We start from the raw sequence: 13,989 nt of genomic DNA on the forward strand, positions 1-13,989 counted from the left end.
CATCTCGTTAGCGCCTTTTTTGGGGTGGTAGCAGTAACATAAACGCCAGCACTTTACCCTAAACTATCAGTACCATACTGTTTGCGCTTGTTGCTGAAGAATCTGTCCAATCTGTCCATGGCATCTTCTAAATCCAATAAGTTAGGTAAGAACACCACACGGAAGTGATCGGGCGCATCCCAGTTAAAGCCCGTGCCTTGTACCATCAGCACTTTTTCTTCGATTAATAAGTCCATCATAAACTGCATGTCATCTTTAATAGGGTAGATGCTGCGGTCAATTTTTGGGAAACAATAAAAGGCGCCTTGCGGCATGGTGCATGAGATACCTGGGATGGCATTTAGACGCTCTACCGCCAATTGGCGCTGCTTGTATAAGCGGCCTGTTTCGGCCGTTAAGTCCTGCATGCTTTGATAGCCGCCTACTGCAGTTTGGATGGCATGCTGAGCTGGCACGTTAGCACACAAGCGCATCGAGGCGAGCATGTCTAGGCCTTCAATGAAGTCGCTGGCATGTTCTTTATTACCAGAGAGCATAAGCCACCCCGCTCTAAAGCCGGCAATCCTATGTGACTTTGACAGACCGTTGTAGGTCAAAATCAGGACATCTTGCGCTAAGGTACACATGGGGGTGTGCACTGCATTATCATATAAAATGCGGTCGTAGATTTCATCTGCCATCAGGACTAAATTGTACTCACGTGCCAGATCGATAATTTGTAGCAGCACATCGTTAGAGTAGAGCGCGCCGGTGGGGTTATTGGGGTTAATCACCACTATGCCACGGGTCTTATCGGTAATTTTTGCACGGATATCTTCAATATCAGGCTGCCAGTTATTCTCCTCATTACAGCGATAATGTACCGCGGTGCCGCCAGCAAGATTGGCCGCGGCTGTCCATAGTGGATAATCTGGCATAGGGATAAGCACCTCATCACCATCATTCATTAGCGCTTGCATGGTCATTACGATAAGCTCTGATACGCCATTGCCTAGGTACACATCACGCACATCAACCGCTGATAACAGCCCCTTTGATTGATAATATTGTAAGACGGCCTTTCGGGCTGAGAAAATACCTTGTGAGTCTGAATAACCGGTCGCATTGTGCAAATTTAGCGCCACATCTTGCAAGATTTCATGCGGGGCATCTAAGTTAAATGGCGCGGGGTTGCCGACATTAAGCTTTAAGATGCGCTGACCTTGAGCTTCCATTTGCATTGCTGTCTTAAGGAGCGGGCCTCGGATGTCGTAGCAAACGTTTTGTAATTTATCAGATTTTTTTAAGGGCTTACGGGTAGGGGCGGTGTTTTTCATGATGCTGTTACTCGTACTTAGGTGAGAAGAAGGGGTCTGGATAATGCTTGGAGTAGCATTGGTGCTTGAGTTAATAGAGGGTGGGTTGCTGGCAAGGCTTGAGCGTTGAGTACTATTATCTGGCTCAGCGTTGTCTGCTGGCTCACCACGCAATAAATAGCCCTCAGAGCAGCCTAAAATATGAGCCAAAGCGGGCAGCTTGGAGGAGACAATCCCATTTATGCCACGCTCCCAATTAGATATGGCGCCACGACTGACTTTAGAACCGGACGCTGTCATTGCCGTAGCCAATTGCTCAGCCGTAAGACCCTTGGCCTTACGCAGCTTACTGAGCCTTGCGCCTTGTGCCTTAAATTCAGATTGCTCACTCATAACGGCTACTCTTTGTTGTTTGGTTTATATGCTTTTAGACACCGTCTAACCTAGGTGTGCTAAACAATTTAATGTAGAAATTCTCTAATGCAAGATATTATTGCATTAAATGGTTTTTTTCAATGGGTTGTAATGCAAGTAAATCTTGCATTACGAGAGGTGCGTTTGAAATCACAGAGGTGTCTAATAACAGGTTATTTATAAAAAGTATTTAAAATTAATGGCTTAGATATGATTAATGAGCCAGGCGCGTCTGCTAAAGGTATCCTATTGTCACGCCTATCTTTGATGATAAGAAGTTTTATGATTATGTAATCAAGCTCTATATTTGGTAAGATTAGGCAAAGGGGTGATTGAAGTTATCAAGGATGCCCGCATAATTGACAGTAGCGCACTCAAATAACTGATGATAAAAATACCAAAAGGACATGTTATGCAAGACTCACAATTGACCCCAGAAGAAATCGCCCAATTAACCGACGCAGACTGGCGGGCGCGCTTAAGCGATGAGGAGTATCGTGTGCTGCGTCAAAAAGGCACAGAGCGCCCTTTTACCGGCATCCATAATGACATGAGCGAGCAGGGCGTGTATCGCTGTAAAGGCTGCGGTGCCAAATTATTTGATTCAAGCAATAAGTTTGATGCCGGCTGTGGTTGGCCAAGCTTCGATGCCACCTTAGATGAGTCGGCCGTAGATGAGCACTTAGATACATCGCATGGCATGCGCCGCGTTGAGGTCACTTGTCGTAATTGTGGCGGTCATTTGGGACATGTGTTTCCTGATGGCCCAAGAGAAACCACAGGGCTGCGCTACTGCATTAATTCAGTGGCCATTGACTTGGAGCCAAAACCCTAAGTTCAAGGGTAGAGATTGCGGCTAAAATCTAGTAACTGAGGCTCTACATTTAAGGACTGAGCTTCTATTAATGATTGAGTAATGATTGAGCATCAAGTCTTGGGCCGCCATTAATTTAAACAATGGGTAACACTGACAGGTGTTATCCATTTTGTTTTTTGTCTATAGTGGTAAACTATGGCGTAATATCGAAAAAACCTATTGACTCTAAGTTTTAGTGAGAATAATCATGCGAATACGTAAGCTGTTTAAATTTGAAAACGCCCATATTGTGCGTAACTGCAGCTCGGATAGATGCAAGCGCTCTATTCATGGACACAGCTATCAAATTGAGCTGATTTTGCAAGCAGACAGACTAGATAATGGTCAAATGGTATATGACTTTGGCCTGTTAAAATCCTCTATCAAAGACATTATTGATAGCTTTGATCATGCCATTTGTTTTTGGAACAAAGATGATCCTGAATACATTGCAATGTGTAAAAAATTCAGCGCCCGTTGGATCAGCTTGCCGGTATCACCTTCAGCGGAGCAGTTTTCTCGGGTCATTTTCTTTTGGGCCCAAAGTATTTTAGAGCAGACTAAAATGGCTAATGGCGAGGCAGATGTCAGCGTGTATTCGGTGATTGCTCATGAGACGGCAACTGGCTACGCTCAGTGCTTTGCTGAAGATGTGAGCAACGAGCACATGGGTAAATTGGCGCTAGAGGATTTTGAATTTAGCGATCAAATCAAGCAAGAGTGGAGTGATCCGGCGATGTATGACAAGCTAAAAGCAGGTGAAGCTTTTATAAATCCTGAAGTGGCACTGCAAGTAAAATAATAATCAGCAGCTGATAACCAGTCATCAACCTATGGGCTACAAAGAGAATAAAAGGAGTGCCAATGACGCGCCGCAATGTACAGCTTACGCTAACCTCTGAGAGCGATACTCAGGCCTTGGCCAAACAGTTGGCCAAAGCCCACATCAAAGGTAGTGTCTGGCTATCAGGAGATCTGGGTGCCGGAAAGACCACTTTAACCCGCTACTGGCTGCGTGCCCTAGGCCATGAGGGCGCGGTAAAAAGCCCGACCTATACTTTGGTTGAGCCTTATGAGCTAAAAAATAGCACGAATGTGGCGGTTGATCGGGTGTATCATGCCGACTTGTATCGTCTACAAGACCCAGAAGAGCTGTCATTTATAGGCTTTGAAGAGTATTTGGAGGATGAGCGGGCGTTGGTAATTATCGAATGGGCCAGCCGTGCTGAGGCGTATTTGCCGCCGCCGGTAATGACAGTCACCCTTACTGTGGTCAGTGATGAGCAAGGCACACGCCGAGAGGTGAGCGTGGACTTTGATGAGGCTATTGATTTTGTTGCCCCAGATTAATAACTTGATCTTTTGCAGTGATTTGGATGCTCATATCCTTAATTATTTGCCCTAATTTATTTACCTTAATTTATTTGTCCTCATTTATTTATCGTCCAGCTTTGAGCTTTATACATGATGTTTCGCCGTAACCCGCTCGATGGCTTAGCCGACACTGGCCTACAGGTCAGCACTCAGGCTCAGCATAGCAATCGCATAAAAAAACTGCCGCCTTTATTGGTCAATCAGCTGGCAGCAGGCGAGGTGGTGACTCGGCCTGCCTCAGTGGTCAAAGAGCTGATTGAAAATGCGCTCGATGCTGGCGCGCGCCAAATTGATGTGCGCATTACTCAAGGCGGTATGGGCATTATTGAGGTGGCCGATGATGGCTGCGGCATTCATCCTGAGGATATGGTAATGGCGGTGACCCGCTTTGCCACCAGTAAAATCGCTGATGTGGCGCATTTGCAAGGCATAGCCACTTTGGGGTTTCGTGGTGAAGCACTGGCCGCTACAGCTGCTGTGTCCCGATTGAGCTTAACCAGCTGCTGTGATGACAGCGGTATTGGCCGACAGCTTAATGTGGCCGGTATTTTAGAGGACACGCCGCAATTGGTGCCGGTAATTCATCGCCGTGGCACCACAGTAAGCGTAAAGGACTTGTATTTTAATGTGCCGGCAAGACGTGGCAATCTAAAGGCCATCTCGACTGAGTTTATGCACATCGAGACGGTGGTCAAACAGTTGGCATTGGTAGCAAGTGATGTCAGCTTTAGCCTTTGGCATAATGACAAACGTCGTTTTAATTTTGCCGCCATCCATGCTGAGCCGTCATCGCCGTTAACCGTATCTTCGTCTAACCTTGCCTCAGAAGCCTTGTCTACCCAAGTGATGCAAGCCTTGCTGACACGATTAAAATCGGTGCTACCTCCAAGTCATGAGCAAGCAAGTTTATTACATGACAACAACTTGCAGGTGTTATCCTTAGATTTAGAGGCGCTGCGTGTGCAATATGAGGGCATGCGCGGCATCAACCGCAGCCAAGAGCCACTAGGTATTGAAGGGCTGATAATTCCAAGTACAAAGGCACTGGCCAATCATCCTTATAAGCTGATTTATATCAATGGTCGCTTGGTCAAAGACAAGCGTATTGCCCAGAGCCTACGTGAGAGCATTAATGGCTTTGATCACATTGCCAGCCTAGGCTACGTGCTGTTTTTTAATCTGCCCAAGGCGTGGCTCAATCTTAATGTGCATCCCTCGAAGCTGTGCATAAAAATCCAAAATCTGGCCAATGTCATGGCGCACTTTGAGGTGGGCGTGCGTGAGGCCTTGCAGCGTTGGCAGAAGCGTCAGCCGATAGTGCAGCCGCCGCAATACCAGATCAACGCCCAAGCATCAGTGCAAGTGGCGCAGTCCCACTCTCACCAGATATCTGTCAGCCAAGGCTCTAAGCGGATTGCAGCATCTAATCACATAGACTACCCGCACAATAGCAGTGCTACAGCATCTGAGACGACAGTACCTCAGTTAAAACAGCCGGTACAGACAAATGAGTCGATAGCCTGTTATCAGACACAGGGCCACAACGGCCAGTATACGCAAAGCCACCCCCATGTCGTCTCTGATTCACGCTTATCAGGTTTTGATACTGTAACAGACTTGCCTCCTGTGTCTTTTACCCAAAAAGATGGCCCAGTGCAGTGCTTATATTTGTTAAAGGACAGTCTGTTGAAGGAGAGTCTGTTGAGTGACAGTCTTTTAAGTGATCAGCAGCTGGCGTTATTACAAATACAGCACACCCTGTATGTCTTTTTAGAGACTGAGTTGATACATTGGCTACAGGCTAGCTTCTGTACGCTGCTAGAGGACGAATGGCAGAGACACTATAAAGACTATCAAGCCTGCGTGAGTCAAGGGCAAAAACTAGCCTGGATAAACACCCAGCTACAAAATCTAGCTAAAGCGGCTCAAAACCAATGGAAGCAGCCTTGGAGCAAGCAATTGGCCGACCAAGCGCTTGGCGAGCTGCCTTTATCGCAGCTGATTCAATTAATACTAAAAAACGACCCGTAAAATCAGTTAGGTTTATGACAGTATCCAAGCCGTTTATAACCGCTAATCCAATCAAAAAAAACCATAACCATAAGAGTAGATACCATGGGTGATGTTGATAATTTAAGCTTGCCAACAAAGCTGCCAGACAATGCGGTGGTGTGCTTAATGGCTCCCACAGCCAGCGGTAAAACCTCGTTGGCTTATGAATTGTATGAGACCGGACGCTTTGAGATTATTTCGGTTGACTCTGCGCTTATTTATAAAGACATGAATATAGGTACCGCTAAGCCCACACAAAGTGAGCTTGAGCAATATCCGCATCATTTGGTGGATATCATCGATCCGACGCAAAGCTATAGTGTGGCAAACTTCGTCAGCGACACACAGCAGCTTGTTGAGCAAATTCATCAGCGCGGCAAAATTCCGCTATTGGTTGGCGGTACCTTGATGTATTACATGGCACTGTTTAACGGCTTATCTCCAATTCCCGATACCGACCCAAACGTTCGTGCCCAAGTAGAGGCTCAGCGTCAGCAGCAAGGGATTGAAGCTTTGCATGACTATTTATCTAAGATAGATCCACCGCTGGCTGAACGCTTACCTATAGGTGATACCCAAAGAATTACCCGCGCCATCGAGGTATATCAACAAACCGGTAAACCCTTAAGCTATTGGCAGCAACTTCCCAAACAGGCCTTATCAGACAATCCTCAGCAGTACTGGCTGGGCTTAGCGGTCATGCCAGATAGAGCGTGGCTCCATGAGCGTATTGCCTTAAGGCTTGAGATGATGTGGGCAGATGGTTTTTTTGATGAGGTGGGGCAGCTGCTTACCAATTATTCATTGGATGCGCAGATGCCATCGATGCGCTGTGTGGGCTACCGCCAAGTCATTGATTACCTGATAGCCACCGATCATCCTCTGATTAGTCGGCTGAAAATAAACGGCCAATCTGTTGATAATAAAGGGCTAGAAGTGAATGAGGCGCACAAGTCAATTGCTTGTCAAGATATGAAAAATAAGGCATTATATGCGACGCGACAGCTGGCTAAGCGCCAATATACCTGGCTTAGAAACCTGGTAGCAAGCCATCAGCCCTCTGATACGCTGCAGACAAGCGGTGCACAAACTGAGCAAAAAGTGGTGCACAGCTTCGATACCATACAAGACGCTAAGGCCTATTTATTCTCCCGTCTTTAATAAAAGCACAATAAAAAGTGTCACAAAAGATGTCAAAGGCAATGTAGCCGATGCGTAAGTAATATATCTTGAGCGTAGTTCGCTATAAAGGGTATGGACTGGATTTTGAGAGTGAAAATAGCCCGCTTAATATTGTGAACGTCAAGTATAAGCCAGCCAAACGTATATAAAACCTGTGCTTCACTTTTTTTGTAAGACGAAGAGCAAAAAAAATGCTATGGTAAAGACAACTTAAGTATTGACAACTTTTTTTAGAAATACAACCAATTAATAACGAAACGTAATAGCTATTTTGGGATTACAGTATTACCCTAATTACTTATTTGTCATCCATCTATAATAAATTAAAAAATTCAGGAGACATACCTCATGTCAAAAGGACAAACGCTTCAAGATCCATTTTTAAATTCTTTGCGCAAAGATCGCATACCCGTATCTATCTTTTTGGTAAATGGTATTAAACTACAAGGTCAAATTGAATCTTTTGACCAGTATGTGGTGTTGTTAAAAAACACGGTCAGCCAAATGGTATATAAGCATGCCATATCAACAGTAGTACCTGCCCGCAATCCACGTAGCAGTGGAGCAACACCGGGCGGCTCTATTCAACAACCTGCAGGCTACCCTAGTGCAGGCGGCTTTAGTGCACCGCCAGCTGCAGGGGGATTTGATCGAGGCGCGCCTGGTTTTGAGCCGGGCGGTTTCGCCAGTAAGCGCAGCGGCTTTAATCGTGGTGGCTTTGCCGATCGCGGTTTTAATCAAGAGCGTGGCGGCTTTGCCCAAGAGCGTGGTTTTGGGGTAGAGCGTGGCTTTGAAGGCGATCGTGGTTTTGATTCTGATAGAAGCTTTGGCGCCAGTCGTCCACAACCACAGCGCGGCTTCGATGAGCGTAGCTTTGAAAAGCGCGGCTTTGCAGCGCCCAACCAGGTCGATAATGATGAAGACTTAGGTGGTGGTTTTGGCAGTGATGATTAACTGTTGATGCTGATTTCAAGAGCAATACTCAACAGCCGCCCATTTAAATCTAACGGCTTTGAGTCAACAATAAAAAAACCTGCTTTCTGGCAGGTTTTTTTATGCCTAAAATCGGATAAGGTTAGATATTATTACATTCTATTGACATCTAGAGCTGCTCGTAGCTTGGTGGAATATGCTAAACTTACCCCTTATAGTAAGCTATGAAATAGACCCTGAAGCGTAAGGGTTAAAAAAGCGATATTCTAATAAAAAATTACATTCCAATAACTCATAAAGCCTGATTTTATTATGCAAACACAACTGCCACCGCCCACTTATGAACAGTATATCAAGTATGCGGTAGATGCCATCCGCACTGAGCAAGCTGCATTACAGTTACTAATTGAGCAGCTTGATGAGCGTTTTGTCGAAGCGTGCGAGCTGATTCGCAATTGCAAAGGCCGAGTGGTGGTCACTGGTATGGGCAAGTCAGGCCATATTGGCCGTAAAATTGCTGCCACCTTTGCCTCAACCGGTTCTCCCTCCTTTTTTATGCATCCTGGGGAGGCCGGCCATGGTGATTTGGGCATGTTGGTGGCAGGGGATGTGTTGCTGGCCATCTCAAACTCTGGTGAGTCTGATGAGATTAAGACCTTGTTGCCTGTGGTCAAGCAATTGGCCATTCCTTTAATCAGTATCAGCCGTGATAAGCGCGGTATGCTGCCTAAGTCTGCAGATGTGGCGCTCACTTTGGGTGCTTCTGAAGAGGCTTGTCCCTTGGGGCTGGCTCCCACTTCAAGTACCACAGCGACTTTGGCCTTAGGCGATGCTATTGCTGTGGCATTGGTACATGCGCGTCATTTTACCTCAGAGGATTTTGCGCTGTCACATCCAGCAGGTGCGCTAGGACGTAAGTTGTTGATGCGAGTTAGTGACTTGATGCATCAAGCCCAAAAAGATTTGCAGCTGCCCCTGGTATCGACCGATACCACGTTACATCAGGCACTATTTGTCATGACCAATGGGCGCTTAGGCATGGCGGTGGTTATGGATGAGGCGCACAAGGTAGTGGGGATTTTCACCGATGGTGATTTGCGCCGTGCACTTGAAAAACACATTGATTTGCAAACCCCTATGTCACAAATTATGACCCCCAATCCCAAACAAATCTCAAAAGATATGCGGGCCTCAGATGCTTTAAGTTTAATGAACGAAAAAGCCATCAGCCAGCTACTGGTAGTCGACGAGCAGCAGCAGCTTGAAGGGGTGATTAGCATTCATGACTTATTACAAGCGGGCGTGAGTTAGGCGTGATCATAAGCTTGTTATCTTAAATCATAAAAGGCTGTGCGCTTTTTACAGCTGTTGAGCCACTAAATACTGTCTTATTTTTTAATACATTTCAATTCGCGACGACACATAGGGTAAGTAGATATTATGCAAGACTTAATCCAAGCTGCAGGCAAAGTAAAATTGTTGGTGCTCGATGTAGATGGCATCTTATCTAATGGCTATATTATTTATGATGGCGAAGAGATAGAGACCAAGTGTTTTAATGTGAAAGATGGCATGGGCATCAAAGCAGTAAAATGGGCCGGCGTTAAAACGGCCATTATCACAGGTCGATCAAGTCCTATGGTCAATAAAAGGGCCAAAGAGATGGGTATTGATTATGTGATCCAAGGCCGTGATGATAAGCTTGAAGCGCTTAATCAGCTACTATTAGATTTCCCAATAAGCTTAGAGCAGTGTGCTTATATGGGTGATGATCTGCCAGATATTAAGGCCCTGCAGTCGGTGGGTTTCTCTGCTACAGTAGCTAATGCCCATGCTGAGGTATTAAGCCGAGTGATGATGGTCACCACGCGCGCAGGTGGGGAGGGTGCCGTACGTGAGGTTTGTGATTTGATTTTAAAAGGTCATGGCAAGTACGAGCAATATATTAGCCAGTATGTGCTTGATTAATCAGCACTTAACACCATTTATTTTTTGTTATGGTCATAAAGAGGTGTAATGAATACCCGATTTTTATTTATCCTATCCTTGCTTGTGGCAGTGTTTGCCGTATGGTTTTATCGCAATCAGGGCGAGCTTGACTCGATTATCAACTTATCTACTACCAATATTGAGTATGAAGCTACCGATATTTTGGCAGTTCAGACCAATGATGATGGGGTGGCTGAGTATTCATTAGCTGCCGATACTTTGACCCATTATGCCGATCAAAACTTGGATAAATTGGAGGCGATGAAGCTTAACTGGCGCCCCAGTCCCAATCGCAGTGTGTTGATTAATGCTGACGAAGCGGTGATGTATCATGAACAATCCAAAGTGGTGATGACCAATAATGTGTTGTTCTCGAGCCAAACTGCCGCAAATAATCTGGACAATAAGCCGCCTATGAAATTAGTGGCTTCAGAGCTTATAGGCGATTTGGAACAAAAAAGGGTTTATAGCAACACGCCCATTAAAGTGACCCAAGGACAAAACAGCTTTGAATCTTCAAGATTTTTGGCAGATGTGAACACAGGTGATTACGAGTTTGCCCAAGTGGCGGTTACCTTCATGCCACCGGCCCGCAAAGACGTGCCCTTATTTTAGATAGCTGTCTATTTTAAATGACGACTTATTTTTGATAGCTACTTATTCATTATTGTAGATAGCTACTGACTTTAAATAACTACTTTAGGCCATAATTTAGGAAAAACATTGTGAATAAACGCTCAAATACGCTAGCACCAATACTCTCTACCCCGCACTCACCAAGCTTGATACCGGTGCTGAGCAAAATCACGCTTTTTGCCGCCACTGCTTTGGCGTCTATGGTCTCATTTAATGCCAATGCTTTGCCCTCTGATGCGCAGCAACCTATCCATCTGTTGGCGGATAAAGCCACTTATAGTGAGCGCACCGGTGTGACCTCCTACTCAGGCAATGTCACCATTACTCAAGGTACTTTAAAGCTTGCAGCAGATAATATTACCGTGAATTTATCTAATAGCCGCAGTATCTTATCCGCTGTCGCCACAGGCCGCCCAGCCACCATGCAGCAAGTGGTCACCAAAGAAAAAGGCTTGGCTCGCGGTCAAGCCAACAAGATTGATTACAATGCCCAAAATGGTATTGTGACTTTGACCGGTAACGCCAAGCTTACCCAAAATGGCGCAAGTTTCGCCGGCAACGTTATTCGCTATAGCTTAAAAGTGGGTGACGTTGAGGCTACTGCAGGCGGCAGTCAGCGTGTTGAGCTTGTTTTCCCGCCCAGTGAATCCAATAGTCGTACAGGAATTAGGTAGGTTATGAGTAACTCTGCATCGAATGCCCCAAAGCCTGAAGTGATAAGCCCTTTAGAGAAAACCCCCGTGTCGATAGCGCAGCCGGTTAGCTCGGATACTGCGTTGACCATGCTTAATCTGGCCAAGCGCTACGGTAAGCGCTGGGTGGTAAAAGATGTGTCATTTAGCGTGGAGCCAGGTCAGGTTGTGGGTTTGTTAGGCCCGAACGGCGCTGGTAAAACCACCAGCTTTTATATGGTGGTGGGGCTGGTGAATATGGATAAAGGCATGGTAAAGCTTGGCAATCAAGACCTGTCTAAATACGCCATGCATGAGCGCGCGCGCGCCGGTATTGGTTATCTACCCCAAGAGGCTTCTATTTTTCGTAAGCTGACTGTACGAGAGAACATTCTTGCGATTTTACAAACCCGAAAAGACTTAGATAAAGCGGCGCAGGAGCAAGAGCTTAACAAACTCATCGCTGATTTTAGCTTAGAGCATGTGTGCCATTCACTCGGTATGAGTGTGTCAGGGGGTGAGCGTCGGCGCTGTGAGATTGCACGTGCACTGGCGGCCAATCCGAAGTTTATTTTATTGGATGAACCCTTTGCTGGTGTTGATCCTATCTCAGTGAGCGACATCAAAGAGGTGATTGTGGCGCTAAAACGCCGCGGTATTGGGGTGCTGATTACCGACCATAACGTGCGTGAGACGCTGGCGATTTGTGAGCATGCGTATATCGTAAGTGAGGGCGCTATTATTGCCCATGGTACCTCAGAGGAGGTGTTAAATAACGAGCTGGTGCAAGAGGTGTATTTAGGCCGCGACTTCCAGGCTTAGTCGTCACCTATTGTCAGCGGGGGGTCAGCCGGTGGCATCACTATTAAACACAGCCTTTTAGACAATCCGTTATAGATTAAATGAGGCAGATGTCGTAGACGCATAGGCTTTTTAGCCCGTTGTTTATGGCATGCCCATACTTATTGCTATTTTCATTCTCCTCGCATCCTAAAGATAGCTGGCTGTTACAGGCTGGCTATTTTTAACGCCAAAGTTTGTCGCAATCGGCGCATCTTTATTAATCAACCATTTTGCATATGAGACGCCTCATATGTAGCATCACTTACTAAGGGTAGCGGTTATGGCCAAATCAAAATCAAGTTATGTCTGCCAAAATTGCGGCGCCTATTTTGGTAAATGGGCCGGACAATGCTCTGACTGTGGGGAGTGGAATACTCTTGTTGAGGCGCCCAATGTCAGCCTACCGCATCACAATAAGTCGGCGGCTAAAGGCGCTATGGCAGCACATACAGGCCCTAAGGTGTTGGCTGGTGCAAAGTCTGATCGTATGAATTATTCAGGCTCACAAAGCGGCGTTGTCACGTTAGGCTCAGTCAATGTCACCTTCGATACCCGTCTGCCTACTGGGATTAGTGAATTTGACCGCGTCCTTGGTGGCGGCTTAGTGGCCGGCTCAGTGGTGCTTATTGGTGGTGACCCTGGTATTGGTAAATCGACCATTTTATTGCAGACAGCGGCCAATATGGCAGACCCTGAGTCTTTGTCCGGCAGTGCATTGTATGTGACCGGAGAGGAGTCGTTATCGCAAGTGGCCATGCGGGCGCAGCGCTTAGGGTTATCCAGCGATCACTTAAAGGTCATGACAGAGACCAATGTGGAGACCATCTGCGCAGCACTGACCCAAGAGCAGCCTGCGGTGGCTATTATTGACTCTATTCAGACTATTTATACCGATGCCATAAACTCGGCACCCGGGGGCGTCAGTCAAATTCGAGAGTCAGCAGCAATGCTCACCCGCTATGCCAAGCAAACCGGTACGGCCTTATTCTTGGTAGGTCATGTGACCAAAGAGGGTACGTTGGCTGGGCCACGCGTGCTTGAGCACATGGTGGATACGGTGTTGTATTTCGAGGGTCAGTCTGATTCTCGCTTTCGTATGATACGTGCAGTAAAAAACCGCTTTGGCGCGGTCAACGAGCTGGGTATTTTTGGAATGACAGATACCGGTCTAAAAGAAGTGGCCAATCCTTCAGCCATATTCTTAAGTCGTTATGATAAGCCGATATCTGGATCCATTGTCATGGTTAGCCGTGAAGGCACTCGGCCGCTATTGGTAGAGGTGCAAGCGTTGGTCGATGATTCTGCGGGTCAGCCCAGACGTATGGCATTAGGCCTAGATCCTCAGCGCTTGGCGATGCTACTGGCGGTCATGCACCGTCATGGCGGTATACATACCAGCGGACAGGATGTGTATGTCAACGTGGTGGGCGGGGTAAAAGTGATGGAGACCGGCTCAGACTTGGCGGTACTGTTAGCTTGTGCCTCAAGTATTAAGGAGCGGCCGTTGCCCTCATCTTTGGCGGTATTTGGTGAGGTGGGGCTATCGGGCGAGATACGCCCGGTTCCCAACGGTCAAGAGCGCCTAAAAGAGGCAATGAAACACGGCTTCACCCACGCCATCGTACCCAAAGCCAATGCCCCAAAAAACCTTATGGGGCAGTTTAAGGGTATCACAGTGATAACGGCTGATCGCTTGGATGATGCCATTGACCGAGCGTTTGAAATTTAAGGCGCTGAGTGTTTT

General features: G+C 46.6%; 13 protein-coding genes. 12 read left to right on the forward strand and 1 reads right to left on the reverse strand.

Going from position 1 to position 13,989, the window contains the following annotated elements; genetic code table 11:
• Positions 1–53: 53 nt before the first annotated feature.
• Complete coding sequence (locus DLE54_RS04095) at positions 54–1,688, reverse strand: aminotransferase class I/II-fold pyridoxal phosphate-dependent enzyme (RefSeq protein WP_110816339.1); 1,635 nt, start codon at positions 1,686–1,688, stop codon at positions 54–56.
• A 433-nt stretch (positions 1,689–2,121) separates the two neighbouring features.
• On the opposite strand from DLE54_RS04095, the gene msrB reads away from it, so the two are divergent.
• The 12 genes from msrB to radA all read left to right on the forward strand — a co-directional run bounded on the left by msrB (position 2,122) and on the right by radA (position 13,974).
• Positions 2,122–2,544 carry a peptide-methionine (R)-S-oxide reductase MsrB gene (gene msrB, locus DLE54_RS04100; RefSeq protein ID WP_011960089.1) on the forward strand — a complete coding sequence of 141 codons (423 nt, stop codon included), beginning with the start codon at positions 2,122–2,124 and terminating at the stop codon, positions 2,542–2,544.
• A 229-nt stretch (positions 2,545–2,773) separates the two neighbouring features.
• Positions 2,774–3,367, forward strand: a complete 594-nt coding sequence (locus tag DLE54_RS04105) for a 6-pyruvoyl trahydropterin synthase family protein (protein ID WP_011960090.1) — start codon at positions 2,774–2,776, stop codon at positions 3,365–3,367.
• Positions 3,368–3,429: 62 nt separating this feature from the next.
• A complete protein-coding gene (gene tsaE / locus DLE54_RS04110) occupies positions 3,430–3,915 on the forward strand; it encodes a tRNA (adenosine(37)-N6)-threonylcarbamoyltransferase complex ATPase subunit type 1 TsaE (protein WP_110816340.1) in 486 nt (161 codons plus the stop codon).
• 114 nt (positions 3,916–4,029) lie between these two features.
• A complete protein-coding gene (mutL, locus tag DLE54_RS04115) occupies positions 4,030–5,970 on the forward strand; it encodes a DNA mismatch repair endonuclease MutL (RefSeq protein ID WP_110816341.1) in 1,941 nt (646 codons plus the stop codon).
• A gap of 84 nt (positions 5,971–6,054) precedes the next feature.
• A complete protein-coding gene (gene miaA / locus DLE54_RS04120) occupies positions 6,055–7,152 on the forward strand; it encodes a tRNA (adenosine(37)-N6)-dimethylallyltransferase MiaA (protein ID WP_110816342.1) in 1,098 nt (365 codons plus the stop codon).
• Between the two features lie 369 nt (positions 7,153–7,521).
• A complete protein-coding gene (hfq, locus tag DLE54_RS04125; protein WP_011960094.1) occupies positions 7,522–8,127 on the forward strand; it encodes an RNA chaperone Hfq in 606 nt (201 codons plus the stop codon).
• 291 nt (positions 8,128–8,418) lie between these two features.
• On the forward strand, positions 8,419–9,417 hold the full coding sequence (locus tag DLE54_RS04130; protein ID WP_110816343.1) for a KpsF/GutQ family sugar-phosphate isomerase: 999 nt from the start codon (positions 8,419–8,421) through the stop codon (positions 9,415–9,417).
• Positions 9,418–9,546: 129 nt separating this feature from the next.
• Entirely contained in the window at positions 9,547–10,074 is a 528-nt protein-coding gene (locus tag DLE54_RS04135) for a KdsC family phosphatase (RefSeq protein ID WP_110816344.1), read from the forward strand.
• A gap of 48 nt (positions 10,075–10,122) precedes the next feature.
• Positions 10,123–10,710 carry an LPS export ABC transporter periplasmic protein LptC gene (gene lptC / locus DLE54_RS04140; protein ID WP_011960097.1) on the forward strand — a complete coding sequence of 196 codons (588 nt, stop codon included), beginning with the start codon at positions 10,123–10,125 and terminating at the stop codon, positions 10,708–10,710.
• A 221-nt stretch (positions 10,711–10,931) separates the two neighbouring features.
• Complete coding sequence (lptA, locus tag DLE54_RS04145; RefSeq protein WP_011960098.1) at positions 10,932–11,405, forward strand: lipopolysaccharide transport periplasmic protein LptA; 474 nt, start codon at positions 10,932–10,934, stop codon at positions 11,403–11,405.
• A 108-nt stretch (positions 11,406–11,513) separates the two neighbouring features.
• Positions 11,514–12,224 carry an LPS export ABC transporter ATP-binding protein gene (gene lptB / locus DLE54_RS04150; protein ID WP_110817297.1) on the forward strand — a complete coding sequence of 237 codons (711 nt, stop codon included), beginning with the start codon at positions 11,514–11,516 and terminating at the stop codon, positions 12,222–12,224.
• Positions 12,225–12,525: 301 nt separating this feature from the next.
• Positions 12,526–13,974, forward strand: a complete 1,449-nt coding sequence (radA, locus tag DLE54_RS04155) for a DNA repair protein RadA (protein ID WP_110816346.1) — start codon at positions 12,526–12,528, stop codon at positions 13,972–13,974.
• Positions 13,975–13,989 lie beyond the last annotated feature (15 nt).

The sequence above is a fragment of the Psychrobacter sp. YP14 genome (genome assembly GCF_003209315.1).
Classification (GTDB): domain Bacteria; phylum Pseudomonadota; class Gammaproteobacteria; order Pseudomonadales; family Moraxellaceae; genus Psychrobacter; species Psychrobacter raelei.